The sequence below is a fragment of the Faunimonas pinastri genome (genome assembly GCF_900110915.1).
GTDB classification, from domain to species: domain Bacteria; phylum Pseudomonadota; class Alphaproteobacteria; order Rhizobiales; family Afifellaceae; genus Faunimonas; species Faunimonas pinastri.
Map to the genome: position 1 here is coordinate 73701 of NZ_FOFG01000015.1, position 25309 is coordinate 99009.

Below are 25309 nucleotides of genomic sequence, written 5' to 3' on the forward strand. Positions count from 1 at the left end.
CGGGTGACCTGCTTGAGTGCCCGCCGGAGAATGACATGTCGGTGATCGAAGTCGTGAAAAAGAGCGCGTTGCGCCGCAACGTCGCCCGCGCTCTGCGAAAGCGCACACCCGGGGTGGACTTCCTGCTGCGCGCCGCCGTGGACGATCTGGGCGACAGGCTCGCGACGGTGGAGCGGGTGTTCGAGCGGGCGGTTCTCCTGGCGCCTGACACTCACCATCTTGCGGGCATGGTGCAGGCGAGCGGCAAGGCCGGATCGATCCTTCAGCTCGCGCCCGCCGCCGTCGGTCTCGCGCCGGATATCGCGGCAGCGGTGGCGGACGAGGAAGCGCTACCGCTCGCGCCGGCCAGCATCGACCTCTTCGCGACCGCGCTTTCCCTGCAATGGACCAACGACCTGCCGGGAGCGATGGTGCAGATCCGGCAGGCCCTTCGCCCGGACGGGCTGTTCCTCGCCAGTCTTTTCGGGGGATCGACGCTGGTGGAACTCCGGGATTCGCTGATGCAGGCGGAGACGGAGCTCCGTGGCGGCGCGAGCCCGCGCGTGCTTTCCTTCGCCGATGTCCGCCAGCTCGGGGCATTGTTGCAGCGCGCCGGCTTTGCGCTTCCGGTGGCGGACCGGGACACGCTGACCGTCCGCTATGATTCGGCTTTCGGGCTGATGGCCGATCTTCGTGCCATGGGCGCCGCCAACGTCCTCACCGACCGCGACACGGGCTATGTCGGGCGCGACCTCTTCCTGCGAACGGCGCAGATCTACGCCGAGCGCTATTCCGATCCGGACGGTCGTATCCGGGCCACGTTCGAGATCGTGTCGCTTTCCGGCTGGGCACCTCATGAGAGCCAGCAGAAGCCGCTCCGCCCCGGCAGCGCCAAGGTGAGCCTTGCCGACGTTCTGGGCCATGACCGACCGGGCAAGAGCCAGGCTTTCACTGGCAGCCGCCACGACCTGCCGGAAAGAACTAGCCCCCCTCAGCAGGCAGCAGGTGGACCAGCGATTCGACCCTCCGGGACGGAACCAAGGCGTTCAGAGTAGCAGGTCGGTCAGATGGCTGATCAGCGGCTCGTCCGCCGGGGGCATCTTATAATCGCGAAGCTTGGCCGGCCGTACCCATTTCAGGGCCTGATTTTCGCGGCCGACGGCATCGCCCTCCCATCGCCGGCAGACGAAGAGGGGCATCAGCAGGTAGAAGTCGTCGTAGTCGTGGCTTGCGAAGGTCAGCGGCGCGAGGCAGGCCTCCTTCACAGTCAGGCCCAGTTCCTCGTCGAGTTCGCGGATCAGAGCCGCTTCCGCAGTCTCGCCGGCTTCCACCTTGCCGCCCGGAAACTCCCAGAGGCCGGCAAGGCTCTTGCCCTCCGGCCGTTGCGCCAGCAGGACCCGGCCGTCCGCGTCGATCAGCGCGCAGGCGGCCACCAGAACGAGCCGTTTCATGCGGTCAGCTGCGGTAATCGGCGTTGATCGCCACGTATTCGTCGGTGAGATCGCAGGTCCAGAGCACGGCGGCGCCGGACCCCATGCCGAGATCCACGGCGATCAGGAGGTCGCTGTTCTTCATGTAAGCCGACACCGCCTCCTCGGAATAAGCGGGATCGCGCTCGCCATCGACCGCCACGCGATGCTCGCCGAAGAAGATAGCCAGCTGGTCGCGCTCTGCCGGCTCTCCGGCCTTGCCGACGGCCATGACCACGCGGCCCCAGTTGGCGTCCTGGCCGGCGACCGCGGTCTTCACCAGCGGCGAATCGGCAATCGACCGGGCGATCCGCCTCGCCGACTCGTCGGAAACCGCGCCGGTGACCTTCACCTCGACGAATTTCGTCGCGCCTTCGCCATCGCGCACGACCTGATGCGCGAGTTCGAGGCAGATGTCGGCCAGAGCTTCCTGGAAGGCGTTGAAGACCGGCCCGCTGGCGGGGATCGCCGCAACGCCGCGCCGCTCTGAAGTGCCCGTGGCAAAGGCCATCAGGGTATCCGAGGTCGAGGTATCGCTGTCGATCGTGATCGAATTGAAGCTGCCCCGCACCGCTTCCACGAGGCAGGCCTGCAGCGTCTCCTGCGGGACCGATGCGTCGGTGAAGACGAAGGAAAGCATGGTCGCCATATCCGGGGCGATCATGCCCGCGCCCTTGGCGATGCCGTTCAGGGTGACGGAACCGCCTTCCACTTCGATCGTGCGCGTCGCCACCTTGGGATAGGTGTCCGTCGTCATGATCGCACGGGCGGCATCCATGAAGCGGCCGGGCCCGGCAGAGCCGGAAAGCTGCGTCAGGTGCCGCTCGAACGGCGCGGGGTCCAACGGCTCGCCAATGACGCCGGTGGAGGCGAGGAAAACCTCATCGGGCGTGCAGCGCGCCGCGTCGGCGGCGGCGCGTGCGGTCGCGGTCGTGGAGCTGCGGCCCTTCATGCCGGTGAAGGCGTTGGCATTGCCGGAATTCACCACCAGCGCCCTCGCCTGCCCCTTGCCGAGGCGAGCGCGATTCCACTCGACCGGCGCCGAAGCGCAGCGGGAGCGGGTGAAGACACCCGCAACCGTTGTGCCCTCGTCGAAACCGACGAAGAGCAGATCCGTGCGCCCCTTGTACCGGATCCCGGCCTCGGCCGTCGCGATGCGAACGCCCTCGATCTCAGGCATCTCCGGATAGGAGGTCGGCGCCAGCGGTGAAACCTTGCCTGCCATCGCGAGGATCAGTCCTGGCCGGAGCCGCTCGTGCCACCGGGTGCAGCCGGCGCATCCGTGCCGGCCGGCTCCTGATCCGAATCGCTCGGCGTCGCCGCATCGTCGGCCGGAGCGCCCGCGCCCGCAGGTGCGCCGACCACGTCGACCTTGGTCTTGGAGCGAAGGTCGGCCATCACCGTCTCGAACTTCTGGCGAAGCAGCGTCGAGCGGATCTGGTCTTCCACCTCCGCCAGCGGCGGCGGCGTGGTCATGCGCTTGTCCTCAAGCTCGATGACGTGCCAGCCGAACTGCGTCTGTACCGGCTCCTTGGTATAGTCGCCCTTTTTCAGCGCGAAGGCCGCCTTCTCGAAGGCATCGACCATCTGGCCGTGCTTGAAGTAGCCGAGGTCGCCGCCATTGTCGGAGCTCGGGTCGATCGACTTCGACTTGGCGATGGCCGCGAAATCCTTGCCCGATTCGAGATCCTTGATGACCTGCTGGGCCTCTTCCTTGGTCTTCACCAGGATGTGGCGCGCATGGACCTCTTCCTCCGGTTTGAAGGAGGCGCTTTCCTTGTCGTACTCGGCCTTGATCTGGTCCGGCGTGATCGACTGGATCACGGCCTTCTGCACATATTCGTTGCGCAGCGCGCGCAGCCGCAGGAAGGCGAGATGCTTCTGGAACTCGTCGGTCTTGTCGAGGCCCTGCTGCTCGGCGGCCTGCGCCAGAACCTGCATGTCGACGATCACGTCGGTCAGGATTGACTGGCGCTTGTTCGGCGGCACCTGGGCGAGCTCGGCGGAGAAGTCCTCGGCGGCCAGCGCGAGATCGGCCTGGGTGATCGTCGCGTTGCCGACATGGGCGACGACGGCGTTCGGGTCCTTGTCCGCCTTGGCGGCACTGCCCTGCGGGGTCACGGGGGAAGCAGGCGCCGGAGCAGCCTGCCCCGCGTCCTGAGCCGGTGCGGGCGTGCCCTGGGCCGGAGTGGTTTCAGCCGGCGCGCTCTGGGCCGGAGTCGTCTTCGCATCCTGCGCGAAGGCCGGCACGGCGGCGGTGGACGCCAGCAGGACGGCAAGGGCGCAGGACGTGCGCTTCAGCGTGGAGACGGCCTTCATGTAACCTCCTTGGAGCGCCCGAAGGGCCGTCTAAATCGGCTCCCGGTCAGCGCCCGGCGTTGACAGAAATTTGGGTCGTTCTTATCTGTCGGGCGTCTCGCCGTCCAGAAGCGGGCGCGGTCTCTAGACGAACCTGACCGACATTTAATATTTGCACTGGCTGGCGCGCGATCTTACGTCCCGCAGCGCGGCCCCGTGTCAGGTCTCGGTCAGCCGACAGGAAGGATTTTTAATGCTTGGCTTGGGCAATCTCGGCCGCAAGGTCTTCGGTACGGTAAGCGACCGCCGCGTGAAACGTTACCGACCGGTTGTCGAAGCGATCAATGCGATGGAACCGGAGGTCCAGGCCCTCTCCGACGAGCAGCTGCGCAGTCGCACGACCGAGTTCCGCGAGCAGCTCGCCAACGGCAAGTCGCTCGAAGACCTTCTCGTTCCGGCCTTTGCGACCGTTCGCGAAGCGGCCCGCCGCGTGCTCGGCCAGCGGCATTTCGACGTGCAGCTCATCGGCGGCATGGTGCTGAACGAAGGCTCTATCGCCGAAATGAAGACCGGCGAAGGCAAGACGCTGGTGGCAACGCTGGCGACTTACCTGAACGCCCTGCCCGGCAATGGCGTTCACGTCATCACCGTCAACGATTATCTCGCCAGCCGCGATGCGGAGACGATGGCGCGAGTCTACGGCTTTCTCGGGCTGAGCACCGGCGTGATCGTGCATGGCCTGTCGCCGGAAGAACGCCGCGCAGCCTATGCCGCCGACATCACCTACGGCACCAACAACGAATTCGGCTTCGACTATCTCCGTGACAACATGGAGTACACCGTCGCGACCATGGTCCAGCGCGGCCATAATTATTGCATCGTCGACGAGGTCGATTCGATCCTGGTCGACGAAGCGCGCACGCCGCTGATCATCTCCGGCCCCGTGGAGGACCGTTCCGAGCTCTACGTCGCGATCGACCAGATCATTCCGCTGCTGACCGCCGAGGATTTCGAGCTCGACGAGAAGGTGAAATCCGCCGTCTTCACGGAGATCGGCACGGAGAAGGTGGAGGACATGCTCCGCACCTCCGGGATGCTGCTCGGCGATTCGCTCTACGACATCGAGAACGTGGCGCTGGTCCACCACCTCAACAGCGCGCTGCGCGCCCACAAGCTGTTCCTGCGCGACCGCGACTACATCGTGAAGAACGACCAGGTCGTGATTATCGACGAGTTCACGGGCCGCATGATGGAGGGCCGGCGCTATTCGGAAGGCCTGCACCAGGCACTGGAAGCCAAGGAGAGGGTGCAGATTCAGCCCGAGAACCAGACGCTGGCCTCGATCACCTTCCAGAACTACTTCCGCATGTACAAGAAGCTCAGCGGCATGACCGGCACGGCCGCGACGGAAGCCGAAGAGTTCATGGACATCTATAATCTCGACGTCGTCGAGATTCCGACCAATGTTCCGGTCCGACGTATCGACGAGGACGACGCGGTCTATCGCACGGCTGACGAAAAGTACCGGGCGATCGTGGAGCTGATCCGGGAGGCCTCGGAGCGAGGCCAGCCGGTGCTGGTCGGCACGACCTCCATCGAAAAGTCGGAACTGCTGGCGAGCCGGCTCGCCGACGCCGGCGTTCCCGACTTCGAGGTGCTGAACGCCCGTCACCACGAGCGCGAGGCCTTCATCATCTCGCAGGCCGGCCGTCCGGGTGCGATTACCATCGCCACCAACATGGCGGGCCGTGGCACCGACATCCAGCTCGGCGGCAACCTCGACATGCGCCTCAAGGCCGAGCTGGGCGAAATGCCGGAAGGGCCGGAGCGCGATGCGCGCGAGGCGGAGATCCGCGCCGAAATCGCGGAACTCAAGCAGAAGGCGCTGGCCGGTGGCGGCCTCATGGTCATCGGCACGGAGCGGCACGAAAGCCGCCGTATCGACAATCAGCTTCGCGGCCGTTCCGGCCGCCAGGGCGACCCTGGCCACTCCCAGTTTTTCCTTTCGCTCGGCGACGACCTCATGCGCATCTTCGGTTCCGACCGGATGGACAGCATGCTGCAGAAGCTCGGCCTCAAGGAAAACGAGGCTATCGTCCATCCCTGGATCAACAAGGCGCTGGAGCGTGCGCAGAGCAAGGTCGAGGCGCACAACTTCGACATCCGCAAGAACCTGCTCAAATACGACGACGTGATGAACGACCAGCGCAAGGTCGTGTTCGAACAGCGCATCGAGCTCATCAACGAGGAAAATCTCGGCGGCACCGTCAACGACATGCGCCACGAGGTCATCGAGGAACTGGTCGCCCAGCACATTCCCGAGCGGGCCTATGCCGAGCAGTGGAACGTCGAAGGCCTGAAGACCGACGTTCAGCAGCATCTGAACCTCGACCTGCCGATCCCGGAATGGGCGCAGGAAGACGGCATCGCCGATGACGACATCAGCGAGCGCCTGAAGCTGGCCGCCGACGAGGCCATGGCACGCAAGGCCGAAGCCTTCGGGCCCGAGCTCATGGCCATGGTGGAAAAGCAGCTCGTGTTGCAGACGCTGGACCAGCTCTGGCGCGAGCATCTCAGCATGCTCGATCACCTGCGGTCGGTGATCGGCTTCCGCGGCTATGGCCAGCGTGATCCGCTGAACGAGTACAAGTCGGAAAGCTTCGAGCTCTTCCAGTCCATGCTGGCGCAGCTACGCCGCGCCGTGACGACGCAGATGTCCTACGTGGAACTCGCTCCCGCCCCGGAAGAGGCACAGCAGCCCGAGATGTTCGAGGCACACCATATGGATCCGCTGACGGGCATGGACGACGTGGAAGCCGGCCAGATTACGGCTGCGGCTCCGGCCGTGGCGTCGGAGGACTCCCTTGCCGCGGCGCGCGACCCGAACGATCCCTCCACCTGGGGCCGCGTGGCGCGCAACGAGCCCTGCCCCTGCGGGTCCGGCAAGAAGTACAAGCAGTGCCACGGTGCGCTGGTCTGATCCTCACTTCGTTTGAGAAGGCAGACGCCGGCCCTCGTGGCCGGCGTTTTCGTATCTGCCATTCAATCCAAGTTCTGATCACGAATTCGTCAATTCCTGGGGAGGCCGTGATGGTATTGCAACGGAAATTGCATAATCATCGTGTCAAGCACGTCCGATAACGGATCCCAGAAACATTGCCGGGATCATCGCATCGAGCCGCCTGTTGCATAGGACCGAGGCCAAAAAGGTCCGGCACTTCAAGAAACCGGGAGAAAGTGATGTCGATTTCTTTTATCAAGGTAACTTTCGCAGGTGCACTCTGTCTCGCGCCCGCGATGGCGTTCGCCCAGACGACCACGCCTGACAGCAACTCCGGAATGGACACCTGCGCCGCCGGTGCTACCGACTGCTCGACCACCAATGGTCAGATGAACGGCTCCACCACCACGTCCGGCGGACACATGACGAGCGGCACCACCGGCGGAAGCGGCAGCTCCGGCGCGGGCATGAGCACGACCGGCACCAACGGCGGCGATTCGACCGCAAGCGGCGGCAGCAACAGCAACTCGTCCGGTCTCGGAACCAATAGCGGCGGTTCATCCGGAACTTCCTCGAGCGGTTCGTCCAGCGGTTCCGGCAGCTCGACCGGTGGCGCTGGCGGCACTGGTGGCACAGGCGGCGGCGGCGGCAGCGGCAGCGGCGGCTGACGTGGCCCCGTAAGATATCCCTGCCTCACCCGGCGCCGCGCCTGCGGGTGTCGGGTGAGGCATTCCTGACGCGCAGGCCCCTTATCCCCGGTAAGAGCCCGACAAGACGACGCATCCCGGATCGAAAGGGCGGGCTCCGCCATTCCCCCAGGGTCACGCTTCCGTTTGAAGAGAGCTTGCCTTGACCCCGGCCTCCTTCCCGACCTGGCTGCACAGCCTCGCGATCGTCTCCCTGATCCTTGGTTTCATCTGTGCGATCGTCATCATCGTGGACGAATTCCGCCGCCCTCAGCACATGTGGATCATGAACGTCGTCTGGCCGCTGACCGCGCTGTTCGGCAGCGTGATCTGGCTGGCGTTCTACTTCGCCTGGGGCCGCGGCATGACGCGCGAACGACATCAGGCGATGCAGCGGCAGCAGGAGCGGAAGAAGCGCGAGGGTAGCGACCCGGACGGCGGGATGGACATGGGCACCCAGCCTCCTTTCCCCGTCATGGTCGCCAAAGGCGCCAGCCATTGCGGCGCCGGCTGCACGCTGGGCGACATCGTCGCGGAGTGGCTGGCCTTCGGCATTCCCGCCGTGGCCGTCGCTTTCGGCTGGCACAGCCTCTTCGACGAGAAGACCTTCGCCGTCTGGATCCTCGACTACATCGTCGCCTTCCTGCTCGGCGTGATCTTCCAGTATTTCACGATCAAGCCGATGCGCGACCTATCCGTCGGGCAAGGCATCGTTCAGGCGCTCAAGGCCGACGTTCTTTCCATCTCGGCCTGGCAGATCGGCATGTATGGCTTCATGGCCATCGCCCAGTTCGCGTGGCTGAACCCCGCCTATGGGCACAAGGCGGAGGTGAACAGCCCCGAGTTCTGGTTCGTCATGCAGGTCGCCATGCTCTGCGGCTTCGTCACCAGCTATCCCGTGAACTGGTTCCTGCTGAAGGCCGGCGTGAAAGAGAAGATGTAAGCTGTTGTCATTCCAAAAGGAACGCTTCCAGCGCGAGAGTGTACGACTTGACGCCGAAGCCGACGATCACGCCGCGGCAGACGGCGGAAAGATAGGAGTGGTGCCGGAAGCTCTCTCGCGCATGAACGTTGGAGAGGTGGACCTCTATAGTTTCCGCCATCGATCCTGAAATGGCGTCCCGCATGGCGACCGACGTATGCGTATAGGCGCCGGCATTCAGGATGATCCCGGCCCCGTTCTCCCCGGCTTCCTGGATCCAGTCGACCAGCTCGCCCTCATGATTGGACTGTCGGAACACGAGTTCGGCCCGGTCGCCCGCCCGCTCGCGCAGCAGCTTCTCGATGTCGGAAAGCGTCTGGGCGCCATAAATGCCGGGCTCGCGGGTGCCCAGGAGGTTCAGGTTGGGACCGTTCAGGATATAGATCTGCCGCATCGTTAGCTCCATGAGGTCCTGTCGGACTAACATGGAGCGGAAGCATCGGCACGCTCATTCGGCGGCTTGGCCGGGTAACGGAAAAGCTCGCCCCCTGTGCCGCCCACGGATGCGAACGCCGGTCTCAATTCCGCACCTGCGGACGTCTTTCCCCTACACCGCCGGCCTCGGCTCAATCCAACGAAGGCCACACCAGATCTTCGAGATCGAACAGGCTCTGGACCCGGTCTTGCCAGCCATCGATAGCGACGTTGCGCAAATCGCTCGCGCGGTGAAGAACCATCAGCGTCAACAGGCGACGCCGCAGGGCAGCGTCGCTTTCATGCGGGGCCATGCCGTATCCCCTGAGAAGACTGCGGACGCGGCCGGGCAACCCCGCGCACATGAAGGCGCTCGGGCCCAGCAGGTCGTATTCACGCCATCCAACCATGACGTCGCCAAAATCGATCACCGCCGCCAGTTTCCATCTGCCACCGTCTTCGGACAGGAGAAAGTTTTCTGGAATCCATTCTCCGGTCAGGATCACGCCTGGCTGATCCAGCGGAACAACCGATGGCACATCCGAAAGGAGCTCGCGGAGATCGGACAGGAACCTGGGCGGCAATCCCTGGCTGCGGTGCCGATCGAGCCAGCCGGCGACCTGTGGTTCGATGAAATCCGGCCACGCGGGTTCGACCGACGCGAGGTCCCCGAGCGGCACCGACTGAACTTCGGCGATCGCCTGTCCGATTTCCTGGAGGATAAGTTCCTTCTCCTCTTCAGGCACCGCAGACCAAACCTCCGAGCCGGCAATGCCGTCCAGCTTGGTCATGACAAGCCAGCACCAGCCGTCGTGCTCTCCCTCGGCGACCATGCGGGGAATGGCAACGGAAAGCTTCCCGTCCAACTGACGAAGGGTCGCCCGCTCACTGACGAACTGCGACCGAAACATGGGCGGGAAGAGCTTGAGGACCGATTTGCCATCGAGATCGACGACGAGGTTGGTGCCGGTCTCGAATGCCGAGAAGGCGCGGGCCGGCACGTTCGCCAGCCGGGCAATCTCGCCTACCGTCGACGACCAGCGACGCGGATCCGCCCGCCACCTCGCAAAGTCTGTCTTGTTGGCGATCCTGGGCAGCTCGATCATGCCGGACTCATCTGCGCCGAATTCTGCACCGTGTCACGCTACGGCCGGAAACGCCGACGCTCCAGCGGTCCCATTCGCGAGCGGAATATTCGCTTCCGCCCATGGTGACCTGCTTTTGGCGTGCCAGTCACTCGGCTCCCGCATCCGCATCCTGGGAGCGTCGAACAGTGGCAAGTCCTGCCTGGCGGACTGTCGCTCCGTTCGCAAGGCTCTTTCACGTATCGCCGCAGAGTAGAACGGCGGCGCCGGGGAGCGCCGCCGTCCGCTCGGAGAGCCGACTTTGCTGGGGTGGGCTGTCGGCTCTCCGACGTCCGGATCACGGGGAGGCAGTTCCGGGAACCGGACGATTGGGTCATGGGTCTTTGGCCGTTATCCGGGCTGGAAGTTCGACCCGTGATCGCCATCCGGTTCCGGCGCCTGATCGGGTCCGGGGCGTGGGCCATGGCCGTGGCCGAAGCCAACCGGGCCGCCGTCCTGCGGGCCAAAACTGTGGGGGCCGAAACCGTGCGGGCCGACATCGGGGGAGCCGGGGCCGCCGAACGGTCCGTGCGGCATATGCGGGTGCCCCATCGGACCGCCCGGAAGCATGCGCTCGAACATGGCGGCCTTCTGCTGCTGCTCCGGGGTCAGCTTGCCACGGAGCGCCTGAACCGCCTTGGACAGGGCGTCCGCCTTGCGGGCCTTTGCCGCCATGTCATCGGCGAAGCGCTCGATCCCGGCGAAAGCTTGCGGTGTGGGAGCATTCGCCCCCGGCCCGCTCGGCTGGTCCGGACGCTGGGGAGCGCCGGGGCGGGGCTGGGCAGGACCCGAAGCTCCGTCAGGAGCCATCGGCGGCTTCGGCGGTTCGGTCAGGGCGAGAAGCGCATTCGTGAAGTCGCGCCAGACATCGAGCTGGTCGGCACGAATGCCGATCAGGGTCTCCTCGGCACCGAGAATACCGGCGAGCTTCAGCTGTGCACCCGGACCTCCCATCGCGCCGTCCGGACCTCTTTCCGGGCCGTCGGCGAAGCGATCAGCGAAGCCCCCGGGGCCACCCTGCGGACCATCGTGCGGGCCACCGTCGGGCCGTTGCGTCGGACCGCGCGGGCCGAAACCCTGTTCGCCCGGACCGGGATGGAAACCGGGACCGAAGCCCGGTCCGCCCATGCCCTGATCGAAGGCGGCCGCACCAGCTCCACCGGGATGCGCCGGAGGCGGCGGCGGCGGGAAGTCGGAGCCGGGCTGATTCTGCGCCACGGGAGCAGGCGCGGGCTGGGCGACGGCCGGGACTGCCGACAACGCCGTCAGGCTTGTCGTGGCGGCCAGCGCAAGTGCGGCAATGGCATGTCTCATCTGGAACCTCGCTTGTTTGCTTTGGCTTGCCAGACGTATGCGCCGGTCGTTTCCCGCGAAGGTCGCACGGTGTCTCAGAATGTCTTCCGCCCGGCTTTTGATGTCGAAACGTTGCCGACGTCTCGGGCAGTGATCCTGTGTTACAAAAATCACCGTCCGAGGCCGCTGGATCGGATGACATTGCGACCGCATCCCGCTTAGCTCAGGCTCATGCAGACCGCTTCCCCGCACATTCTCGTCGTCGATGACGACCCGGAAATCCGCAAGCTCCTTGGCCGCTACCTCGACGGGCAGGGTCTTCGCGTCACGCTGGCGGCCAGCCGGCACGAACTCGAGGAGCGGCTGGAGACCGGCGCCATCGACCTGATCGTGCTCGACGTCATGCTGCCGGACGGCTCTGGCCTGGAAATATGCCGCGATTTCCGCAGCCGGGCGATCCTGACGCCGATCATCCTGCTGACCGCGCTCAAGGAAGATGTCGACCGCATCATCGGGCTGGAAATCGGCGCTGACGATTACCTCGGCAAACCGTTCAATCCGCGCGAGCTCGTGGCGCGGATTCGCGCGGTGCTCCGCCGCACCTCGGAAACCCAACCGACCGCCGAACCGAAGCCGCGCTATCGCTTCGCCGATTTCACCGTCGAGCCCGCAAGCCGCCGCGTGATCGGCCAGAACGGCCGCGACGTGACGTTGACGGGCGCCGAATTCGATCTCCTCTGCGTCTTTCTCGACCGCCCCGGGCGAGTGCTGTCGCGAGATCAACTTCTCGACCTCACGCAGGGGCGCGAAGCCGATCCCTTCGACCGCTCAATCGACGTGCTGATGAGCCGGCTTCGCCGCAAGCTTGGCGATGGCGGCACGTTCCAGCTCTTCAAGACGGTGCGTAACGGCGGTTACCAGCTTGCCGCAAAGGTGGACAGCCTGGACGACGCTCCGTGATCTCGCTTCGCGCCAAGATCGCGATCCTCATCGTCGCCGCGATCGTCAGCGTCGTGGCGCTCGCCTCGCTCGTTGCTGTGGCGGTGATCGGACGACCCGGCCCGGGCCGGATGTTGGACCGCGCAGCCGCGCAGATCAGGCTGGTCTCCCGGATGGCGGAAGCCAATCCCGGCCAGTTCTCCGGCAATCTCGCTGGAACGGGGCTGCGCGTTTCCGACAAGCCGCTTTCCGGCGAGATCTCGGAACAGTTGACCGCCGTCATGCGGGACGCCGTCGCCCGGCTGGGGGAATCTCGCGCGCTGATCGTAACGCTGCCTCATCGGCCAGGTCCTCGCCCCCGCGAGGCCGGACAACCGGCGGCTGGCACCGACGAAGGACCGGATGCCGGCGATCCGGGCAGAGGTCCGCCGGACTGGCCGGAGGACCTGAGAGGCCCCCCGCCGGGTGGGCCACCGCCGGGCTTCTTCTCGTTCCTCTGGCCAGGCCATCGCCCGCCTCCTCCCCCGATGGATTCTTCCGGGTTGGGACCTCCGCCGGGCCCTCCCCCACGGGGCGCTCCTCCGCCTGGGGGGCCGCCGCGCCGCGGGCCTCCGTCCGTCTCTGTTCCACTGAAGAACGGAAGCTGGATCATCATGGCCATGCCCGACCTGCCGCCACCGCTGGTCGGCTGGGGCATCCTGCTCGGCTGGATGGCACTGATCGTTGCGGGCGCGACGGCGATCGCGCTTTATCTGACGAGGAGGCTCACGGCGCCGCTCGCGCTTCTCCAGAACACGGTCGTCGCCATGGCGCCGAACGGCAACCTGCCGGAACTGCCGGAATCGGGTCCGCCCGAGGTACGCGCCACGGCCCACGCGATCAACAGCCTTTCCGCTCGCCTCCGATCAGCCGTGGAAAGCCGGATGCGACTGGTGGCCGCCGCCGGCCACGACCTCCGTACGCCGATGACACGCATGCGGCTGAGGGCGGAATTCCTTCCCGAGGAGGACCGCGCTCTCTGGCTCAAGGATCTGGGAGAACTGGAGCGGATCGCCGATAGCGCGATCCGCCTGGTGCGCGAGGAGGCGCGGCAGGAAGCCGCCGAGATCGTGGCGCTGGATCTCCTTCTCCGCGATCTCGTCGACGATCTCGCTGCGCTCGGCCTGAATGCGGAGTTGCGGGAAGCCGAACCCATGAGCGTCCATGGCGGCGAACTGGGCCTCACCCGCGCGCTCCGCAACCTCGCGATCAACGCGGCGACCCATGGGCGACGCGCCGAGATCAGCCTTGCCCGGATCGATGGATGGGCGGAGATCAGGATCGAGGACCAGGGTCCCGGAATTCCCGAGGAGTTGCTGGAGCGCGTCTTCGAGCCGTTTTTCCGGGTCGATCCGGCGCGCCGCCAGACGGTGCCGGGCGCGGGGCTGGGCCTCGCCATCGCGCACGAGATCATCACCCGCAACGACGGCACGCTGAAACTCAGCAACAAGCCCGAAGGCGGGCTCCTGCAGGTTGTCAGGCTGCGGCTTCTTGCGGCCTCAGAGGATCGGGCGCCCCTTCGGGAGCCGCAATAAGGGTCAGGTCGGCTGCCACCTCATTCTGAAAACGTGGTGGCCGACCGGGCGCTGGAGATCATCGAGTTGTAGTCGTTCACGATCCACTCCAGGTCGCTGCCTGCCGACTGGGTCAGCCGCCCCTTGGACTTGTTCAGCTTCTCGTCGAAGCCGCGGAGCTTGCCGAGCAGCGAACGAGGCTCGGACTCGAACGTGAAGAACGAATTCGGATTGTCCGCACTGTAATTGTCCATGTCCTTCACCGCGCCGGCATAGGCGCCAAGGGTTTCCCTGAAGGCGGCCATGTCCAGTTTCTTGGCGTCGGGATCGGTCAGAATATCCATGACATGGCTCGCCCGGATCATGACGTTGCTGACATGCCAGCGCGCCTTCTTGCCCTGCTGCTGCTCGATCATGGCGAGTTCCATGACCTCGCTCTTGCGCTTCTCGGCGGTGTAGAGCGCATCGACCTTCTTGCGCTCAGCGAGGAAGGCGTCACCAGCGCTGGCCAGATCCTTGTGCATGGCCTTGCCCTCGGCCATCTTGTCGGCCCGGTAGTCCTCACGCTCGTAATAGGCGTCCGCCTTCGTGACGATCGGGGCCAGGCGCTGGTAGGCGGCGATATAGGCGGGGATGGCGGCATCGAGCTCCGGCATCGCAGGAGCAGCACTGGCCGCCGCGCTCGCCTCGCCGATCTCAGAGCGCACGTCATAAAGCGAGTAGAGCCCGTAGATGTTCATCTCGCGCCCCGTCGGTCCCTTCTTCATCTCGACCCAGCTCTCATAGCGATCGAGCGATTTCGATGCCCGCAACGTCCGGTTCAACAGCGCGACATAGGCGTTCAGCTTCCCCAACACGGCCTCGGTGGCGGCAGGCGATGCCGCCTCCGCCTGCGTCGGAGCCTCCGGCTGCTGCGCCAGAGCCGGCGACACGCACGCCAGCCCGATCAGCATGAGACTTCGCAAGAACAACCGCATCCGTCTTTCCTTCCAGGTCACGTGGACCGTCTTCTTTGCACGAACAAAGAACCCGGCCAACATGAAGCCGCCGCGAGCAGCGCGTCGGCGGACTGGAAGGCAGCATGCCGTTCTCGCGGATAAGTTCGACCTCTCCGGGCTGCGCGAAAAGCAACTTGCCTTCTTGTCTGACAATATCGTGGGCGGCAAAATGTGGCCGATCTGGTGAACCAGGACAGCGGCTCGTATGACAAAGCCGGGGTCGACCGGACGGGCGAGATCCTGCAGGCTTTTCTGGGCGAGCACGGCATCGATTGCGAGCGGGTGCCGGTCAGCGAATACGGCGATGCTTTCCGTGCGACGGTGCCGGGCCGGACGGAAGGCCGCCCTATCGTGCTGATCGGGCACCGCGACACCGTGTTTCCCTCGGTGAGGCCACCCGTCGCCCCTTCCGCATCGAGGCCATGCGCGCGTTCGGTCCGGGCGTGGCGGACATGAAGGCCGGGCTGGTGATGAACGCCTTCGTTCTCGCGGCCTTCGCCCGCCACGGCGGCGCCGAGCTACCGCTGGTGGGCCTTTTCACAGGCGACGAAGAGATCGGGTCGCCCGGCTCCCGTCCCATCATCGAGCGGGAGGGCAAGGGCGCGTATTGCGTCTTCAATGCCGAGCCCGGCCGGATCAGCGGCAATGTGGTGACCGGCCGTCGCGGCGGCATCTTCTTCCGCTGCGACATCAAGGGAAAAGCCGCCCATGCGGGGCTGAACTTCGAAGACGGCCACAGCGCGATCCTGGCGCTTGCCCGCAAGATCGAGGCGTGGATGGCGTTGCCTAAACGGTTTCCCGGCACGACGACCAATGTCGGGACGGTTGCGGGCGGCCAGTCCGTCAACACGGTCGCCCCTAATGCCACTTGCGACATCGACCTGCGCTACGAGAACCTCGCTGAACGCGAAGCGCTGATCGGGGCGATCGAGGCGATCGCGACCGAAACCAGCGTGGAAGGAACGAGCGCGAAGATCCGCATTCTCGGCGAATTCATGCCGATGCGGCAGACACCCGAGGCGAAGCGTCTCTTCGACCTCTATGTCGCCTCGGCGCGCGAAGTCGGCCTTGAGGTCGGCGGCGAGTTCACCCGCTCCTGCGCCGATTCCGGCCTGACCGCCGCGATGGGCGCGCCGACGCTTTGCGCGACCGGTCCCGTTGGCGGCAAGGCCCACAGCCCGGACGAATACCTGGAACTCGCCACCCTGATCCCACGCGCCAGCGCGCTTGCCCGCACCCTTGCCGTGATCCGGGCGGAGGGCTAGACCCAGTGAATGCTCGCAGACAAACTCGATCTCCTGTCGCCCCCGGTCCTCGTCAGGGAACAGGCATTCGAGCAGATCCGCGATGCCATCATTTCCGGCAAGCTGGCGCCGGGCACGCGACTGATCGAGCGTGAGCTCTGCGAAGCGCTCGGCATCAGCCGGGCGCTGGTCCGGGAGGTGATCCGCCGGCTTGAAGCGGGAACAGCTGATCGCTGTGCAGGGTCGCCGCAGCCCCCTCGTCGCAAGGCTCACGGCCAAGCAGGCCGTGGAAATCTATGAGGTGCACGCGACCTTCGAGAGCCTGCTGATCCGCCGCTTCACCGAAAAGGCCAGTCCGACCGAGATGGCGGAGCTTCGCGCGATCTTCACCGCCGTGCGGGAAGCGGCTTCCCGCGATGCGGTCGACGAGATCGTGCCGCTGATGCGGCGCTTCAACGACCATCTCGTGGGCGTCGTCGATCACGAACTGATCCGCGATCTTCTTCGCCAGCTCGACGCGCGCATCAACTGGCTGCGCGTGAGAGCCATGGCGCGGCCCGGGCGCCTCTCCGCCAGCATGGAGGAGATCGGCGCGGTTCTGGCCGCCGTGGAGCGAGGCGACGCCGAAGCCGCGGTCAATGCGATGGCGCATTCCTCCACCAATGCACGGGACGCGGCCGTCGAACAGCTTCGGCTGGAAGACCAGCAGTCCCCGGGCCGACAGCCCGAGGGGGCAACCCGGCGCCGGCTCAGGAATTCCGTCACCGCCGCCTGAGGTCGCCAGGCTCCCTCAGGCGTTCAGCGCCACCGCGTGCCCGTCGCCGATATCCGTTAACCTTACGCGCTCCGGTCCGCTTCCTGCCGGCCAGAGTGGGGATGGCACCTCGCCTTCCAGCTGCTTGAAATGTTCGCGGCGGCGGCTTGGATCGGCAATCGGAACCGCCGATATCAGCCGCTTCGTATAGGGATGCCTCGGATCCTCGAAGACCTGCGCGCGCGTCCCGATCTCGACGATCTGGCCGAGATACATCACCGCGACACGGTGGCTGATCTGCTCCACGACCGCCATGTCGTGCGAAATGAAGAGATAGGAGATCCCGAGCTCGTCCTGCAGTTCCTGCAGAAGGTCGAGCACACGGGCCTGCACGGACACGTCGAGCGCGGAGACGCTTTCATCCGCGACGATCACCTTCGGCGATAGCGACAGCGCCCGGGCGATGCAGATGCGCTGCCGCTGCCCGCCGGAAAACTCGTGCGGGTGGCGGGACATCTGCTCCGGTGAGAGGCCGACCCGCTCGAAGAGCCACGCGACCTTTTCCCGGATTTCCCTGCCGGAGGCGAGTTCGTGGATCGCCAGCGGCTCGCCGACGAGGCTGCCCACCGTCTTGCGTGGGTCCAGCGAGGCGAACGGATCCTGGAAGATCATCTGGATGTCGCGGCGCACCGGTTTCATCGTTTGCGACGTCAGCCCCGCCGTGTTGCGCCCGGCGATCCGGATATCGCCCTGCCACGGCACGAGGTTCATCAGCGCGCGGCCGGTCGTGGACTTGCCGCAACCGGATTCGCCGACCAGCGCCAGCGTTTCCGCCGGGCGGATCGCGAAGTTGATTCCCTCCACCGCGTGCACGCGCTGCACGGTCCGCTGCAGCAGTCCGCCCTTGATGTCGAAGCGGACCGTGAGATCGGAGACCTCGACCAACGGCGCGGGATTGGTGAGGGTGCGTCCGGCCGCGACGGGCTCGACGGTCCCTGCCCGCATGGGTCCTTCGCGACCGGTCATGGCACCGAGCCGTGGCACGGCGGCCAGCAATTCTCGGGTATAATCCTGACGCGGCGCGTGGAAGATCTCCGCCACCGGACCGTTCTCGATCACGCGCCCCTCGCGCATCACCATGACGCGGTTGGCCATCTCCGCCACCACGCCCATGTCGTGTGTGATCAGGATCACGGAGGTGCCGAAATCACGTTGCAGATCGCGGATCAGGCCGAGGATCTGCGCCTGCACGGTCACGTCCAGCGCCGTGGTCGGCTCGTCGGCGATCAGCACCTTCGGCCCGCAGACCAGCGCCATGGCGATCATCACGCGCTGGCGCATGCCGCCGGAAAGTTCGTGCGGATATTGCCTGAGCCGCCGCTCGGGATCGGAGATCCGAACCTTGCGCAGCATCTCCGCCGCCGTCTTCCGCGCCTCGCCCGCGCCGACGTCGCGATGCGCCAGGATGGCCTCGGTCAGCTGCTTGCCGACGGTGAGCACCGGGTTCAGCGACGTCATCGGCTCCTGGAAGATCATGGCAATGCCGTCGCCGCGGATCTTCCGCATCTCTTCCTCGGGCAAGGCCATGAGGTCCCGCCCGCCGAAGATCGCGGACCCGGAAGCGACCCGCGCCATCGGCTCGGGCAGGAGCCGCATGAGCGAGAGAGCGGTCATGGACTTGCCCGAGCCGCTCTCCCCCGCGATGCAAAGCGTCTCGCCCGGCATGAGGTCGAACGACAGGCCGTCCACCACCGTGCGCGGGCCGGAGGGCGTCGCAACCTGCGTCCTCAGGTCCCGCACGGAAAGAACGGGCGTGGCCGGCATCTGGCTCATTCGAAGACGATTCGCGGAAAGTAGAAGGAAACGACCCAGTTCGGCTGGTCCACGATCTCGCTGATGCGCAGGTCGCCGCAAGCCGAGCAGAGCATGTAGGCATCCACCGCCGACATTCCGTGCTGCCCCGAAAGCAGGTCCACCATGCCCGAGACGGCCTCGCGCGCGCCGCTCATCAGGTCCGGACCGACGCCGGTCGTGACCTCATATCCCCTGGCGTCGAGGTGGCGTGTCACCGGACCATGCGTCGTAAAGCGGGGCATGCGAAGGTTGGCGCCCTTCACGAGGTCCAGCGTCAGCACCACGTTCATCGCGCTTTCGATCGCCGTGCCGCAGACTTCGCCATCACCCTGCGCGGCGTGGGTGTCGCCGATGGAAAACAGCGCACCCGCCACTTCTACCGGCAGGTAAAGCTCTGTGCCGGCGGAAAGATCGCGAATGTCGAGGTTGCCGCCGACCCGGCGCGGCGGCACCACGGAATGCAGACCCGGCTCAGCGGGAGCGACCCCGATCGTGCCGGCGAAAGGCTTCAGCGGCACGCGGCCGAAGCTGGAGAACGCCGAGGGCCCGAGTGTCGCCTTGTCGTAGCTCCAGAGATGCAGGGCCGGATCGACGAACTGGTCCGCCAGCAATCCGAAGCCCGGAATGTTGGCGGTCCAGCCGAAGCCCGACGGCTTGAACTCCTGGATGGTGATCTTCAGCGCGTCGCCGGGCTCGGCGCCATCCACGTAGATGGGACCGGTGACAGGATTCACCTTGGAGAAGTCCAGCGTGGAGACATCGGCCACCGTGCTGGAGGGGGTGTAGTGGCCCGACGCGCTGTCGAGGCACTCGAACTCCAGCGTGGAGCCCGGCGCCACCGTCTCGACGGGCGGGATCGAACGATCCCACCCGTAATGATGATGGCGCCCGTGGATGGTGTAGTCGCAGTTACTGCACATCGGTCGCGTAGATGTAATCGTAGTTGACGGGCTGGTGGACGAGATCGAGGAACTGGGCGTCGGAGCCTCCGATCTTCGGCGAGTGGACGGAGATGCGGGCGTCGTTGAAGACCGGCACCCACGGCGCGTCGTCCATCACCTTGTCGAAGATGCCCTTCCACTTGGCGTAGCGTTCCTCGGCTTTCGCGGGATCGGCCATCGCGTCGGCGTCCAGCCCCTGCTGGTCGAGGTCCTTGTTGCAGTACCACGACCAGTTCCAGCCGCCCTTCGTGGCGGAGGCGCAGCTCAGGATCGGTCCGTAAAAGTCAGACGGATCGGGAAAGTCAGCGCCCCATGCCATGCCGCCCGACCAGATCATCGGCGCCTGATCCGGCTCGCCGCCGGCCGCGATGACGTTCGCCTGATCCAGCGCCTTGATCGTCGCCTTGATGCCGACCGCCGCGAGATCCTGCTGGATTGCCTGCGTGATGCGCGGGTTCGGATCGGTGTTGTTGGTGAAGATCGTCGTCTCGAAGCCGTCGGCGAGGCCGGCCTCCTTCAGGAGATCCTTCGCCTTGGCGGGATCGTAGGAATAGCCCTTGTAGTCCTTGTCGTAGCCCGGCATGTCCGGCGGCAGGACCTGGTTTGCCGGCGTCGCGCGACCGTTGATGACGCGGACGATGCGATCCTTGTTGATCGCCATGTTCACCGCCTTGCGCACGCGCACGTCGTCGAACGGCTTCATCCGGGTGTTCATGGTGATGTAGCTGGTCTTGAGGTCGGCCGTGCGCAGGATGCGGCCCTGATAGGCAGGATCCTTGGTGACCTCCATGTACTTGGCGGGCGGAATGCCGTCGCCCGGCAGGTCGACCTCGCCGCGCTGCATGCGCAGAAGCGCCACCACCGGCTCCTGGCCGACCTCGAAGGTGACCTGGTCGAGCTTCGGCACGCCGGCCTTGAAGTAGTCCTTGTTGCGCTCGAAGACGATGCGCTGGCCGAGCGTCCATTCCGACAGCTTGAAGGCGCCGGAGCCGACGGGATGCTTGCCGAAATCGGCGCCCGCCTTCTCCACCTCCTCCTTCGGCACCACCGAGGCGAAGTTCAGCGCCAGCACCTGCAGGATCGTGGCGTCGGCATGGGCGAGCTCGATCTTCACCGTGTAGGGATCGACGACGCTGACGCCGGCCAGCGTATCGGCCTTGCCGCCCGCGATATCGTCATAGCCCTTGATCGACTTGAAGAAGCTCGCCCCGGGGCTCTGCGTCTTCGGGTTGGTGGCGCGGTCGAGCGAGTACTTCACGTCGTCGGCCGTCAGTTCGCGGCCGTTGGTGAACTTCACGCCATGGTGGAGCTTGAAGGTGTAGACGAGGCCATCGGGCGACACCGTGTAGTCGTCGGCGAGGTCCTTGGTCAGCTTTGACGTGCCGGGTTCGTAGTCCATCAGCCGCGTGAACAGGCTCTTGATCATCGACCAGTTCTGCCAGTCGTAGCCGATGGCCGGATCGAGCGTCGCCACGTCGTCCTTGTAGGTGACGACCATCGAGCCGCCCTGCTTGATGTTTTCCTCGAAGGCCGCCGCGGGCGTGGCGAACGCCGCCAGCCCGATCAGGCCGGCCAGCGCGGTGGAAAGCAGGAGTCCCCTCGTCTTCATGTCCATTCTCCCTCTTTATTCCTTGAGCCGAGGCGCATCGGCGCTCAGCGAAGCTTGATCCTCGGGTCGATCATCGGCGCGATCAGGTCGGCCAGGAGGTTGCCGAGGACGATGGCGCAGGCGGAAATCAGCGTGACGCCCATGATGATCGGAATGTCGACGCGCTGGATCGCCTGCCATGTGAGCTGGCCGATGCCGGGCCATCCGTAGACGCTCTCCACCACCACGATGCCGCTCATGAAGATGCCGACATCGATGCCGATCATCGCGACGATGGGCAGGATCGCGTTCGGCACGGCATGACGGAAAATGACGCGCAGCCGGGCGAGCCCCTTGGCGCGCGCGGTGCGGATGTAGTCCTGCCGCAGCACGTCGAGCATCGCGGAGCGCATCATGCGCGAGTACCAGCCGGCGCCCAGCACGCCGAGGGTGAGCGACGGCAGAACGAGCTGTGAGAAGCTGCCGTAACCGCCGATCGGAAACCAGTTCAGCTTCACCGCGAAGACGTAGAGCAGCAGGATGCCGACCACGAATTGCGGCGCGGAAACGCCGACGAAGGAGGCGATCATCAGCCCCTGGTCAAGCCGGCTGTTGCGCCGCAACGCCGCGACCAGTCCCATGGTGAGGCCGAGCACGAGTTCGCAGACGATGCCGCCGGCCATCAGCAGCAGGCTTGCCGGCAGCCGCGCCCAGACCAGCGTGGAGACGTCGGTGCGCTGCAGGTAAGAGCGGCCGAGATCCCCATGCAGCAGCGCGCTCAGGTAGCGCCAGTATTGCTGGTAGATCGGCAGGTTCAGGCCGAGCTGCTCGCGAATGCTTTCCACCATCGCCGGCGTGGCGCTGCGGCCGGCGATCTGCCGGGCGGGATCGGCGGGCACGAGGAAGAGCAGCAGGAAGGTGACGATGCTGACGCCGAGCAGGATCAGCACGGCCTGGATCAGCCGGCGCAGGAGATAGGCCGCCATCAGTGCCGACCCTTCTGCGTCGGATCGAGAATGTCGCGCAGCGCGTCGCCGACGAGGTTGAAGGACAGCGCCAGCAGGATGATCACGAGACCCGGGAAGAAGACGAGCCAGGGCGCCGAGGTGAAATAGGTCTGGTTCTCGAAGATGATGTTGCCCCAGCTCGGCGTCGGCGGCTGCACGCCGATCCCGAGATAGCTGAGCGTCGCCTCAAGCAGCGTCGTCGTGGAGATGCCGAGCGTGCCCCAGACGACCACCGTGGAAAGGAGATGCGGCAGGACGTGGCGAAACAGGATGCGGGCATTACCGGCGCCCAGCCCGCGCTCCGCCTCGATGAACTCGCGCTGCGCCAGCGAGCGCGTCTCCGTGTAGATGATGCGCGCCACCTGCACCCAGTTCACCATCGCGATGACGAGCACCACTATCCAGAGGCTGGGATGGAAGAGCGCCGCCAGCACGATGGCCAGCAGCAGCGCGGGGAACGCCATCATCAGGTCGGTGAAGCGCATCAGCGCCGCGCCGACGATGCCGCCGAAAAACCCGGCGACTATGCCGACGAAGGCACCGATCGCCACGGCGATGCCGTTCGCCGCGATGCCGATCAGCAGCGACGTGCGCGCGCCATAAAGCAGCCGGGACAGGAGATCCCGGCCGAGCAGGTCGGTGCCCAGCCAGAACCGGGCGTTCGGCGCGAGTGGCGAACCTTCCAGCGTCAGCCCGTCGAAGGTCTGCTCGTTCGGATCAAACGGCACGATCCACGGCGCGGTCACCGCGAGCACCACGATCGCCAGGATGACGACGAGGCCGAAGAGCGCCAACGGCCGACGGAGGAGCTGCCCGACAATGCCGGGCGGCTGGAATGGTGCATGCCGGGCTGCCGGCACCGGCTCAGGCGCGGTTGCGACCGACATCGGCATCTCCGAAATGGGCAAGGGTTGCGTCGGCAGCGTCTTCCAGCGACAGGCGGGAGGCCATGGCGAGCGTCTGCAAGCGGCGGAACGCGTCCTTGTCGCTCAGCCCGTCGCGCACCATCAGCAGCGCCGTGGCGCGGGCGACGGCGGTGCGACGGCCCTGCTTGTCCTGAAGCGCGGCGAGTTCCGCCTCCAGCGCCTGACGACGGGCGAAAGCGCGATGCGCGATCAGGAGTGCGCCGAAGACCCCGGACGATCCGATCGGCTTCAGCACATGCGTGTCCGCGCCCTGCCGCAGAGCCCATTCGATGCGCCCGGGTGCTTCCGAGCCGATCATGGCGATCTGCGGCATCGGCGCTTGGCCCGGCGCCCATGGGAACTGTTCGTCGTAACCCATGTCCGCATCGAAGAAGATCACGTCCGGGCGCTCGGAACTCCCGCGGTCCTTGAACGGGAGATCCGGCCAGCACTGCTCGGCTGCGACGCCGATCTTCTCCAGCTGCTTCAGCAGGGCATCGGCGGCGGGATGGGCGCGGTGAAGCACCAGGGCCTTCCAGCTGCGGAAATGGGGAGCGGGTAAGCTTCGCGTCATTGCACCAGCCTCAGCCGCGGCGCCTGCGAGGCGCGGGATGTCGGATCGCCGAGACCCCGAACGTCTTGCAAGGGCGACGCCATGTAGGGATCCGGCATCACGATCCGGCCCGTCTCCTCCAGCAGCTCGAAACGTCCGCCGGGGACGGCCCGGCCGAGCCATGGGGTCAGGACCGCATGCTTCGTGAGGGGATCGAGGGCAAGCGGTCCCATTGGGAGGATCGGGCGGCACTCGGCCGCCACGGCATCGATCGCGGCGGGGTCGTCGGTGCCGGTCCGGCGAATCGCCTCCGCCAGCAGCAGCACGGCGGAATAGGCGCCGACGAAGAAGGCGGAAACGCGCTGTTTCGGGCCGAGCCGCGCCGCCACGCGACCCAGAAAGGCGCGGTTTTCCCCGGTCGGGATGCTGTCGAAATAGCTCGCGGTGGCGATGTGCCCGATCGCGGCGGGGCCGACGATATCGAGTTCCAGTTCCGTGAGGTTGCAGCTGAGCACCGGACGGCGCTCGGGAAGGAACGCGGCGTCTTCCTGCGCCAGCGCATGGTAGGCGCGCAGGAAGGCGTAGCTCGACGGGCCGATCAGATTGTTGAGAACGAAATCCGGACGCGTCTCGCGGATTTCCGCGATCAGTCTTCCCACGTCCGTGTCGCCCAGCGGCAGGCAGCGCTCGCCCGCAACCTCGCCGCCCCCATGCGTCACGAGCTCCCGGGCGATCCGGTTGTTTTCCCAGCCCCAGATGTAATTGGAGCCCACCAGGAAAGGCCGCGTGCCGAAAGTCTCGAAGGCATGCGCGAAGAGCGGCAGGACATGCTGGTTGGGGCAGGCCCCGAGATAGAAGACGTGGTCGTTGGCCTCGAAGCCCTCATAGGGGCAGGCATACCAAAGGCGCGCCTCGTGCTTCTCGACGACCGGGATCACCTCCTTGCGGCTCCAGGACGTGATGCCGCCGATCACGTGCCGAACGCGGCCCGGGCGGACAAGGGCGTCGCACATAGGGCCGTACCGGTCGAAGCGACCGCGCGGATCGGCGATCTCTGCGCGGAAGCTGAAGCCGTAATCCGGCGATGCGTTCACCTCGTCGATCGCCATGCGCGCGCCGGCGAGACCCTGCTGCCCGAGAGCAGCATAAGAACCTTCCGTCGAGTAAAGCACGCCGAGATCGAAGATCCTCTCCATGAGGGTGCGCCAGCTCCAAAACGAAAAACCCCACGCCATCGGAAAGATGGATCGCGGGGCGCAATTGCCGGGTGGCCGAAGAGGCCGATTGAGACGAACGTATCGACCGAGAGGGGGGAGTCAAGCGGGCCAGAGACCGGAATGCCCGCTCGATGAAACTTTGCGCAATCTGCCTAGGTCGTAGACTCATAAGCTCTCAGCCATAGGCGTGTTGAGGCGATCAGGACGGCTGCGAGAAAGTTTCGGGCGAGCTTGTCGAAGCGCGTTGCGACACGGCGGAAGTGTTTGAGCTTGCAGAAGAACCGCTCCACGAGGTTGCGCCGGCGGTAGAGGGCTGGCTCGACGGAGCGCTGCACACGGACCCGGCTCTGGGTGGGGATATGCGCCTGTCCGCCTGTTTTGGCGACAAGATCGAGGATGGCGCGGCTGTCATAAGCGCGGTCCGCAACGAGTGCTCCGGCTGCGGGCAGGCCGACCAGCAGGTCCGGAACGGCGGTTTTGTCCGAAGCCTGGCCGGCGGTGATCAGCAGC

General features: G+C 65.8%; 25 protein-coding genes and 1 pseudogene. 11 read left to right on the forward strand and 15 right to left on the reverse strand.

Features of this window, described 5'->3' with window-relative positions; all coding sequences use genetic code 11:
• Positions 1-35 precede the first annotated feature (35 nt).
• Positions 36-896, forward strand: a pseudogene (locus tag BMY25_RS17105) (methyltransferase domain-containing protein); the annotation flags it as partial.
• A 129-nt stretch (positions 897-1025) separates the two neighbouring features.
• Here the strand turns inward: BMY25_RS17105 and mutT are convergent.
• Genes mutT through BMY25_RS17120 form a run of 3 tightly spaced genes read right to left on the reverse strand, consistent with a single transcriptional unit; the run spans position 1026 to position 3767 of the window.
• Positions 1026-1430: an 8-oxo-dGTP diphosphatase MutT gene (mutT, locus tag BMY25_RS17110; protein WP_092498799.1), complete on the reverse strand. Its 405-nt coding sequence runs from the start codon at positions 1428-1430 to the stop codon at positions 1026-1028.
• Positions 1431-1434: 4 nt separating this feature from the next.
• Positions 1435-2673 carry a bifunctional glutamate N-acetyltransferase/amino-acid acetyltransferase ArgJ gene (gene argJ / locus BMY25_RS17115; RefSeq protein ID WP_092498801.1) on the reverse strand — a complete coding sequence of 413 codons (1239 nt, stop codon included), beginning with the start codon at positions 2671-2673 and terminating at the stop codon, positions 1435-1437.
• Between the two features lie 8 nt (positions 2674-2681).
• Positions 2682-3767 carry a peptidylprolyl isomerase gene (locus BMY25_RS17120; protein ID WP_092498803.1) on the reverse strand — a complete coding sequence of 362 codons (1086 nt, stop codon included), beginning with the start codon at positions 3765-3767 and terminating at the stop codon, positions 2682-2684.
• A 232-nt stretch (positions 3768-3999) separates the two neighbouring features.
• Between BMY25_RS17120 and secA the strand changes: the two genes are divergently transcribed.
• The 3 genes from secA to BMY25_RS17135 all read left to right on the forward strand — a co-directional run bounded on the left by secA (position 4000) and on the right by BMY25_RS17135 (position 8376).
• Complete coding sequence (secA, locus tag BMY25_RS17125) at positions 4000-6726, forward strand: preprotein translocase subunit SecA (protein ID WP_092498805.1); 2727 nt, start codon at positions 4000-4002, stop codon at positions 6724-6726.
• A 260-nt stretch (positions 6727-6986) separates the two neighbouring features.
• Positions 6987-7415 (forward strand): hypothetical protein, encoded by a 429-nt coding sequence (locus tag BMY25_RS17130; protein WP_143062034.1) that lies wholly within the window; start codon positions 6987-6989, stop codon positions 7413-7415.
• A 181-nt stretch (positions 7416-7596) separates the two neighbouring features.
• On the forward strand, positions 7597-8376 hold the full coding sequence (locus BMY25_RS17135; protein ID WP_092498809.1) for a DUF4396 domain-containing protein: 780 nt from the start codon (positions 7597-7599) through the stop codon (positions 8374-8376).
• A 7-nt stretch (positions 8377-8383) separates the two neighbouring features.
• On the opposite strand, the gene aroQ is transcribed toward BMY25_RS17135, so the two are convergent.
• The 3 genes from aroQ to BMY25_RS17150 all read right to left on the reverse strand — a co-directional run bounded on the left by aroQ (position 8384) and on the right by BMY25_RS17150 (position 11267).
• A complete protein-coding gene (aroQ, locus tag BMY25_RS17140; RefSeq protein WP_092498853.1) occupies positions 8384-8809 on the reverse strand; it encodes a type II 3-dehydroquinate dehydratase in 426 nt (141 codons plus the stop codon).
• 172 nt (positions 8810-8981) lie between these two features.
• Complete coding sequence (locus BMY25_RS17145) at positions 8982-9935, reverse strand: aminoglycoside phosphotransferase family protein (RefSeq protein WP_092498811.1); 954 nt, start codon at positions 9933-9935, stop codon at positions 8982-8984.
• Positions 9936-10304: 369 nt separating this feature from the next.
• Positions 10305-11267: a hypothetical protein gene (locus BMY25_RS17150; protein ID WP_092498813.1), complete on the reverse strand. Its 963-nt coding sequence runs from the start codon at positions 11265-11267 to the stop codon at positions 10305-10307.
• Between the two features lie 210 nt (positions 11268-11477).
• Between BMY25_RS17150 and BMY25_RS17155 the strand changes: the two genes are divergently transcribed.
• Positions 11478-12206, forward strand: coding sequence for a response regulator (locus tag BMY25_RS17155; RefSeq protein ID WP_092498815.1), 729 nt, complete (start codon positions 11478-11480; stop codon positions 12204-12206).
• A complete protein-coding gene (locus BMY25_RS17160; RefSeq protein WP_092498817.1) occupies positions 12203-13759 on the forward strand; it encodes an ATP-binding protein in 1557 nt (518 codons plus the stop codon). Before BMY25_RS17155 ends, BMY25_RS17160 begins: the two co-directional genes overlap by 4 nt.
• 20 nt (positions 13760-13779) lie before the next feature.
• Here BMY25_RS17160 and BMY25_RS17165 read toward each other — a convergent pair whose 3' ends face one another.
• The gene (locus BMY25_RS17165; protein ID WP_092498819.1) at positions 13780-14691 is read right to left on the reverse strand and encodes a DUF3829 domain-containing protein; all 912 of its coding nucleotides are present in this window, start codon (positions 14689-14691) and stop codon (positions 13780-13782) included.
• Here BMY25_RS17165 and BMY25_RS17170 point away from each other — a divergent pair.
• The 5 genes from BMY25_RS17170 to BMY25_RS17185 are packed head-to-tail and all read left to right on the forward strand — an operon-like array spanning position 14690 to position 16755.
• Positions 14690-14923 (forward strand): hypothetical protein, encoded by a 234-nt coding sequence (locus BMY25_RS17170; RefSeq protein ID WP_092498821.1) that lies wholly within the window; start codon positions 14690-14692, stop codon positions 14921-14923. The genes BMY25_RS17165 and BMY25_RS17170 overlap by 2 nt on opposite strands.
• Entirely contained in the window at positions 14908-15192 is a 285-nt protein-coding gene (locus BMY25_RS21240) for a hypothetical protein (RefSeq protein ID WP_238858394.1), read from the forward strand. The genes BMY25_RS17170 and BMY25_RS21240 overlap by 16 nt, the downstream gene beginning before the upstream one ends.
• Positions 15159-16001, forward strand: coding sequence for a M20/M25/M40 family metallo-hydrolase (locus BMY25_RS17175; protein ID WP_238858395.1), 843 nt, complete (start codon positions 15159-15161; stop codon positions 15999-16001). The genes BMY25_RS21240 and BMY25_RS17175 overlap by 34 nt, the downstream gene beginning before the upstream one ends.
• Positions 16002-16010: 9 nt before the next feature.
• Positions 16011-16280, forward strand: a complete 270-nt coding sequence (locus BMY25_RS21485; protein ID WP_092498823.1) for a GntR family transcriptional regulator — start codon at positions 16011-16013, stop codon at positions 16278-16280.
• Positions 16192-16755, forward strand: coding sequence for a GntR family transcriptional regulator (locus BMY25_RS17185; RefSeq protein WP_092498825.1), 564 nt, complete (start codon positions 16192-16194; stop codon positions 16753-16755). Before BMY25_RS21485 ends, BMY25_RS17185 begins: the two co-directional genes overlap by 89 nt.
• A 15-nt stretch (positions 16756-16770) precedes the next feature.
• Here the strand turns inward: BMY25_RS17185 and BMY25_RS17190 are convergent, their stop codons facing one another.
• The 8 genes from BMY25_RS17190 to BMY25_RS17225 form a co-directional block, all read right to left on the reverse strand.
• A complete protein-coding gene (locus BMY25_RS17190) occupies positions 16771-18567 on the reverse strand; it encodes an ABC transporter ATP-binding protein (protein ID WP_092498827.1) in 1797 nt (598 codons plus the stop codon).
• Entirely contained in the window at positions 18564-19508 is a 945-nt protein-coding gene (locus BMY25_RS17195; protein WP_092498829.1) for an acetamidase/formamidase family protein, read from the reverse strand. Before BMY25_RS17195 ends, BMY25_RS17190 begins: the two co-directional genes overlap by 4 nt.
• On the reverse strand, positions 19498-21120 hold the full coding sequence (locus BMY25_RS17200; protein ID WP_428976981.1) for an ABC transporter substrate-binding protein: 1623 nt from the start codon (positions 21118-21120) through the stop codon (positions 19498-19500). The genes BMY25_RS17195 and BMY25_RS17200 overlap by 11 nt, the downstream gene beginning before the upstream one ends.
• Positions 21121-21182: 62 nt before the next feature.
• The gene (locus BMY25_RS17205; protein WP_092498831.1) at positions 21183-22103 is read right to left on the reverse strand and encodes an ABC transporter permease; all 921 of its coding nucleotides are present in this window, start codon (positions 22101-22103) and stop codon (positions 21183-21185) included.
• Positions 22103-23017 carry an ABC transporter permease gene (locus BMY25_RS17210; RefSeq protein ID WP_428976982.1) on the reverse strand — a complete coding sequence of 305 codons (915 nt, stop codon included), beginning with the start codon at positions 23015-23017 and terminating at the stop codon, positions 22103-22105. Before BMY25_RS17210 ends, BMY25_RS17205 begins: the two co-directional genes overlap by 1 nt.
• Entirely contained in the window at positions 22989-23603 is a 615-nt protein-coding gene (locus tag BMY25_RS17215) for an ANTAR domain-containing response regulator (RefSeq protein ID WP_092498833.1), read from the reverse strand. The genes BMY25_RS17210 and BMY25_RS17215 overlap by 29 nt, the downstream gene beginning before the upstream one ends.
• A complete protein-coding gene (locus tag BMY25_RS17220; protein ID WP_092498835.1) occupies positions 23600-24778 on the reverse strand; it encodes a transporter substrate-binding domain-containing protein in 1179 nt (392 codons plus the stop codon). Before BMY25_RS17220 ends, BMY25_RS17215 begins: the two co-directional genes overlap by 4 nt.
• A gap of 173 nt (positions 24779-24951) precedes the next feature.
• Positions 24952-25309 (reverse strand): transposase (locus tag BMY25_RS17225; protein ID WP_177176831.1); only part of this gene is annotated, 358 nt, incomplete at its 5' end.

Excerpts from the sequence above, each read along its gene's own strand:
- BMY25_RS17190 (WP_092498827.1), bottom strand. The coding sequence starts at position 18,567 with ATGAGCCAGATGCCGGCCACGCCCGTTCTTTCCGTGCGGGACCTGAGG.
- aroQ (WP_092498853.1), bottom strand. The coding sequence starts at position 8,809 with ATGCGGCAGATCTATATCCTGAACGGTCCCAACCTGAACCTCCTGGGC.
- argJ (WP_092498801.1), bottom strand. The coding sequence starts at position 2,673 with ATGGCAGGCAAGGTTTCACCGCTGGCGCCGACCTCCTATCCGGAGATG.
- BMY25_RS17205 (WP_092498831.1), bottom strand. The coding sequence starts at position 22,103 with ATGGCGGCCTATCTCCTGCGCCGGCTGATCCAGGCCGTGCTGATCCTG.
- BMY25_RS17175 (WP_238858395.1), top strand. The coding sequence starts at position 15,159 with ATGCGCGCGTTCGGTCCGGGCGTGGCGGACATGAAGGCCGGGCTGGTG.
- BMY25_RS17155 (WP_092498815.1), top strand. The coding sequence starts at position 11,478 with ATGCAGACCGCTTCCCCGCACATTCTCGTCGTCGATGACGACCCGGAA.
- BMY25_RS17145 (WP_092498811.1), bottom strand. The coding sequence starts at position 9,935 with ATGATCGAGCTGCCCAGGATCGCCAACAAGACAGACTTTGCGAGGTGG.
- BMY25_RS17150 (WP_092498813.1), bottom strand. The coding sequence starts at position 11,267 with ATGAGACATGCCATTGCCGCACTTGCGCTGGCCGCCACGACAAGCCTG.
- BMY25_RS17120 (WP_092498803.1), bottom strand. The coding sequence starts at position 3,767 with ATGAAGGCCGTCTCCACGCTGAAGCGCACGTCCTGCGCCCTTGCCGTC.
- BMY25_RS17220 (WP_092498835.1), bottom strand. The coding sequence starts at position 24,778 with ATGGAGAGGATCTTCGATCTCGGCGTGCTTTACTCGACGGAAGGTTCT.
- BMY25_RS17170 (WP_092498821.1), top strand. The coding sequence starts at position 14,690 with ATGAGACTTCGCAAGAACAACCGCATCCGTCTTTCCTTCCAGGTCACG.
- BMY25_RS17165 (WP_092498819.1), bottom strand. The coding sequence starts at position 14,691 with ATGCTGATCGGGCTGGCGTGCGTGTCGCCGGCTCTGGCGCAGCAGCCG.
- BMY25_RS17195 (WP_092498829.1), bottom strand. The coding sequence starts at position 19,508 with ATGTGCAGTAACTGCGACTACACCATCCACGGGCGCCATCATCATTAC.
- BMY25_RS17215 (WP_092498833.1), bottom strand. The coding sequence starts at position 23,603 with ATGACGCGAAGCTTACCCGCTCCCCATTTCCGCAGCTGGAAGGCCCTG.
- BMY25_RS21485 (WP_092498823.1), top strand. The coding sequence starts at position 16,011 with ATGCTCGCAGACAAACTCGATCTCCTGTCGCCCCCGGTCCTCGTCAGG.
- secA (WP_092498805.1), top strand. The coding sequence starts at position 4,000 with ATGCTTGGCTTGGGCAATCTCGGCCGCAAGGTCTTCGGTACGGTAAGC.
- BMY25_RS17130 (WP_143062034.1), top strand. The coding sequence starts at position 6,987 with ATGTCGATTTCTTTTATCAAGGTAACTTTCGCAGGTGCACTCTGTCTC.
- mutT (WP_092498799.1), bottom strand. The coding sequence starts at position 1,430 with ATGAAACGGCTCGTTCTGGTGGCCGCCTGCGCGCTGATCGACGCGGAC.
- BMY25_RS17210 (WP_428976982.1), bottom strand. The coding sequence starts at position 23,017 with ATGCCGATGTCGGTCGCAACCGCGCCTGAGCCGGTGCCGGCAGCCCGG.